Origin of the sequence: uncultured Mycobacterium sp., from assembly GCF_964249325.1 — a bacterium.
Lineage (GTDB): Bacteria > Actinomycetota > Actinomycetes > Mycobacteriales > Mycobacteriaceae > Mycobacterium.
Window position 1 is genome coordinate 1 of the sequence record NZ_CAXUCH010000300.1, and the last position, 4,451, is coordinate 4,451.

The following is a 4,451-nucleotide window of genomic DNA, read 5'->3' on the forward strand; positions in this document are numbered from 1 at the left end:
CCTCAGCGCCGGGCAACTACCCCCACGTGGTCACCCTGAATGCCTCCGAACACTCGAGGACGACGCAGCTGTCGCTGACGGCCTTGGACTCGAGAACTGTGTAGTGCTGACCGCCACCGTTGACGTCGGTGATCGGGTCACCTGAGCGCAATGCCTCGACAGGCACCAGTTCGGGGGTTGGATGTGGCTCCACGCGCGTAACGTTAAGCCAACCGAGCCAGCGACGGGACGCTTTTACCGATACGGTGTGGAGCGGCTGCTCCGCTAGCGCGTTGTTTATTTCCTCCTCAACTCCTCTTCAACGCGGTCGAGAAACGCGTCTACCTCGTCCTCGTGTAACCACGCTTGCCGACGGGCGGCTTACGGAAAGCCACGTTGCGGACGCTACCCGTCCTCTTCGTCGTCTTCGTCGTCATGCAGGAGTTTCTCGGGATGGTGGAATAGGTTGATGCGGGGTTGGCCCCGGTCCAAGTGCGGTGGCGGAATCCATTCGGTAAGCCCGTCTTTGCGTTTGCGGGTCTGCCAGCCGCCGGGTTTGACGATCGGGTGGTGTCCGCCGCAGCCCAACGTCAGGTCGTTGACGTCGGTGACCCGAGACGTGGCGTAATCGGTTACGTGATGGACTTCGCAATAGTAACCCGCCACATCACAACCGGGATGCGAGCATCCGCGATCCTTGGCGTACAACACTATTCGCTGGCCAGGTGAGGCCAGGCGCTTGCTGTGATAGAGCGCCAGAGCACGGCCCTTGTCGAAGATTGCCAAATAATGGTGGGCGTGGCGGCCGATGCGTATCACGTCTTTCATCGGCAATAACGTGCCGCCACCGGTGAGGCCCGTGCTTGCACCGGCTTCCAACTCTGCCAGCGTGGTGGAGACGATGATGCTGGCGGGCAGCCCGTTGTGCTGGCCCAGCTCTCCGCTGGCCAGCAATGCCCGCAGCCCGGCGTGGAGCCCGTCGTGGTTGCGCTGTGCGGGGCTGCGGGTGTCGTGGCGGATGGCGTCTTCGCTGGGTGTGCCGTCTACCACGGGTTTTTCGTCATGGGGGTTGGCCATGCCGGGCGCGGCCAGTTTGGCCAATACGGCCTCCAGCGTGGCGCGCATGGCCGGGGTCAGCCAGCCCCGAATAGGGCTCATGCCGTCGATGTCTTGCTTGCCCAACGTCAGGCCGCGGCGGCGGGCACGGTCCTCGTCGCTGAACTGCCCGTCGGGGTTAAGGCAGTCGGCGAGCTTGTCGGCCAGCTTCGCTAATTGATCGGGACGAAACTGCGTGGCCAACCGAGCTAGCTTGGCTTCGGCGCGCTCGCACGTGGCTGCGTCAATCCAACACGGCAGCCGCTCGAAGAACCGCCGGATGACTACTATATGGCCGCGACCGATCTTCCCGGCCCGCTGCCCGGCCGCGGTGGCAGCCAGCCGCGGCGGCAGCGGTTCGCCGGTAAGACCCTGTCGGTCGCCGAGGTCCTGGGCTTCATGGATGCGGCGAGTGGCTTCGGCGCGGGTGATAAGCAGCCGATAGGCCAACGCGTGCGCCAGCTTGCCGCCCAGCTCAGCCGGGGTGGCCTGCTGGCGCACGCCGTTGATCAAGGCGTGGCCGGCGACAGGCAGCCGACGCGTTACCGCCTCCAGCCGCTCTAATATCCGTAACCGTTCCGGAGTGGTGAGTGCATCGAAGTGCAACGCAGTGAGGTCGTCGACTGCGGATTCGAGACGGTCCAGCACCGCGACCACGTCGTAGCGTTCCGAAAACATGTTCGAATCATATCGACGGCATCTGACATCGAGGGAGCCGTGAACGCTCCGCCGTGGATGAAAGCCAGACTGTGCATAACCGCGAAACCTCCACTAGCACAGCTTAATTCCGCGCGGATCGCGGTCACGCACTAGCCGTCGAGTGCTAGGTCTTTGCGGAATCGCCGCATGCCGTCGACTTTTTCGGGCAGCGCGGCGTCGGGTCCGGTGTAGAACATCCACGGCATCGTCAGGATCCCGGTGATACCCGCGGCCTCGGCGCGCTGATAGTCGGCGACCGTGAGAGCATCGGTCAACGGCGTCAAGATGGTGAAATCGTCTACCGACAAGGCGTTTTCGACGCGCAGCGCGCGCAGCCTACCCGCCGCCTCGATAGCGCGCTCGGTTTTGATCAGGTCGCCGATCCAGCCGTCATTGCGCGCGGCGCGACGAAACGCGACCTCACTGAGCCCGCCCACATAAATCGGTATCCGCGGCGGTGTTGGCTCCATCTCCAATCGTGGTGTTTGGTAGAACTCGCCGTGGAACTCCGTCCAGCCGTGCCGCCACAGCTCGCGCATCAAGTCGATCATTTCGTCGGTACGTCTGCCCCGCGCGTCGAACCGTTGCTCCATCAACGCGAACTCCTCCGCGCACCACCCGACACCGATACCGAGCTCGACCCGACCGCCGGCCAAAACAGCAGCAGTGCCAATCGCTTTAGCTGCCAGGTAGGGATTGCGCATGGCCGGGATGTAGACGGTGGTGACGAATCGAAGCCGTGTAGTGACCTGCGCCAGCGCACCGATCAACACCCACGGGTCGGGCCAGTCGGTGAAGGGCTGCCAGCGCCGTTGCCCGTCTTTGGTGTACGGGTACGGGGTAGCCAGCGTTTCCAGATTGACGACGTGATCCGGGATCCCGATCCCGTCGTAACCCAGCTCGTCGGCGGCCTTGGCGACCTCCACGATCTCCTGGGTGTTCAGAAACGCGGTGCTGATGTAGTACTTCATTAGACTTCCCGCGCCCAAGCCGGTATAACGAAGATCCCTTCAGCTTCCACAGTTACACCGGAGGCATCTGAGATCGTCCCGCGCACAAAAGTTTTGACGCCTTCAGTGCGATCGATGGCGGCATCCGCACGCAGGTTGCCCAGTGGAGTGCCGCGCAGGTACTTCACCGAGATGGTCCCGGTGAACAGCGGCTTGGTCAGGCCCTCGCTGGCCGCCTCACCGAAGATATGGTCGAGCACCAGGGCGCAGATGCCGCCGTGCACCATACCGGGCGGGCCCTCATATGCGGCGCCCAGGCTGAACTCGCTCCAGCAGCGCCCGCCGTCGTGGTGGATGGTCAGCGGCGGGGCGATCGGGTTGCGCATGCCGATCACCGCGTTGCCCCACGCCAGCGGGCGCCCCTCGACGGCGTAGCGCACCCCGGCCGTCGGGCCGAGCTGGCTGGCGCGCAGCTTGTCGGTCACGGCTTCGATCGCGATGCGCGCATCCTCGATGGTGTCGGCGTCGACATGGGTGCGGATCGTCGCATCGATCAGCTCTCGTACGGCGTCGGTCAACGGGCCGTACAACGCCGCCAGCTGCTCGTGCTCGTCGGCGCTGATCGCCTCGTATGCGGTATCCACCCGATCCGGCCTCCGACTCAACTCCCGAATACCTTGCGCACGACGGCTTTCGCGCGCCGGGTGACCCGCAGATAGTTGTCCAGGAACTCGTTGCCGTCATCGTTGGGCCACCCGGCGGCGGCCGCGACGGCGTTGAGCTGGCGACCCGGCCCCGGCAACTGGTCGGTGGGCTTACCGCGCACCAATACCAGCGCGTTGCGGGCCCGGGTGGCCGTCAACCAGGCCTCGCGCAGCAGCTCCACGTCAGACTCGCCGAGCAGTTGGGCCTCAGCAATCGCGTCCAGGCTTTGCAACGTCGAGGCGTTATGCAGCGCCGGGATGTCGTGGGCGTGCTGCAACTGCAGCAGCTGCACGGTCCACTCGATGTCGGCCAATCCGCCGCGCCCCAACTTGGTGTGCCTGTTGGGGTCGGCGCCGCGTGGCAACCGTTCGGCATCGACGCGGGCTTTGATACGACGAATCTCACGTACGGTCTCCGCCGAGACGCCGCCGGCGGGATAACGCGCCGTGTCAGCCATCGTCATGAAGCGTTGGCCGAGATCCGGGTCACCGGCGACAGCATGTGCTCGCAGTAGCGCCTGGATCTCCCACGGCTGCGCCCACTGATCGTAGTAGGCGGTGTAGGAAGCCATTGTGCGCACCAGCGGGCCGTTGCGGCCCTCCGGCCGCAGATCCATGTCGAGTTCCAGCGGCGGGTCAGCGCTGGGTGTGCCCAGCAGCGCCCGCACCTGTTCGGCGACGGCTGCCGACCAGCGCACCGCATCCGCGTCGCTGACGCCCTCGACCGGCTCGCAGACGAACATCACGTCGGCGTCCGACCCATAGCCGAGCTCACCGCCGCCGAGTCGGCCCATCCCGATCACGGCGATGCGTGCGGGGACATTCTCGGCTTGGTCTTCGGGCAGGTTCACCCGAATCACCGCCTCGAGCGCGGCCTGCAGCACCGCCACCCACACCGACGTCAGTGCCCGGCACACATCGATGACCTCGAGCATCCCCAGCAGGTCGGCGGAGGCGATGCGGGCCAGTTCCCGCCGGCGCAGGCTGCGGGCGGCGGCAATGGCCCGCCCCGGGTCGGCGTGCC

The 4,451-nt window shown here is 65.5% G+C and carries 4 protein-coding genes and 2 pseudogenes; all 6 read right to left on the minus strand.

Annotated features, from left to right (window positions below; translation table 11 throughout):
- Nucleotides 1-16: 16 nt before the first annotated feature.
- On the minus strand, nucleotides 17-193 hold the full coding sequence (locus tag ACFE99_RS23055; RefSeq protein ID WP_375488912.1) for a hypothetical protein: 177 nt from the start codon (nucleotides 191-193) through the stop codon (nucleotides 17-19).
- A gap of 89 nt (nucleotides 194-282) precedes the next feature.
- Nucleotides 283-416: pseudogene (locus ACFE99_RS23060) on the minus strand (DivIVA domain-containing protein); the annotation flags it as partial.
- Nucleotides 385-1,752: an HNH endonuclease signature motif containing protein gene (locus ACFE99_RS23065; protein WP_375488906.1), complete on the minus strand. Its 1,368-nt coding sequence runs from the start codon at nucleotides 1,750-1,752 to the stop codon at nucleotides 385-387. The pseudogene ACFE99_RS23060 and the gene ACFE99_RS23065, both read right to left, overlap by 32 nt.
- Before the next feature lie 131 nt (nucleotides 1,753-1,883).
- Nucleotides 1,884-2,744 carry a TIGR03619 family F420-dependent LLM class oxidoreductase gene (locus tag ACFE99_RS23070; protein WP_375488908.1) on the minus strand — a complete coding sequence of 287 codons (861 nt, stop codon included), beginning with the start codon at nucleotides 2,742-2,744 and terminating at the stop codon, nucleotides 1,884-1,886.
- Entirely contained in the window at nucleotides 2,744-3,367 is a 624-nt protein-coding gene (locus ACFE99_RS23075; protein ID WP_375488910.1) for a PaaI family thioesterase, read from the minus strand. The genes ACFE99_RS23070 and ACFE99_RS23075 overlap by 1 nt, the downstream gene beginning before the upstream one ends.
- A 17-nt stretch (nucleotides 3,368-3,384) precedes the next feature.
- A pseudogene (locus ACFE99_RS23080) lies at nucleotides 3,385-4,451 on the minus strand (bifunctional [glutamine synthetase] adenylyltransferase/[glutamine synthetase]-adenylyl-L-tyrosine phosphorylase); the annotation flags it as partial.

What these genes read in the sequence shown, in the direction of transcription:
- ACFE99_RS23065 (WP_375488906.1), bottom strand. Translation starts at nt 1,752, where the DNA reads ATGTTTTCGGAACGCTACGACGTGGTCGCGGTGCTGGACCGTCTCGAA.
- ACFE99_RS23070 (WP_375488908.1), bottom strand. Translation starts at nt 2,744, where the DNA reads ATGAAGTACTACATCAGCACCGCGTTTCTGAACACCCAGGAGATCGTG.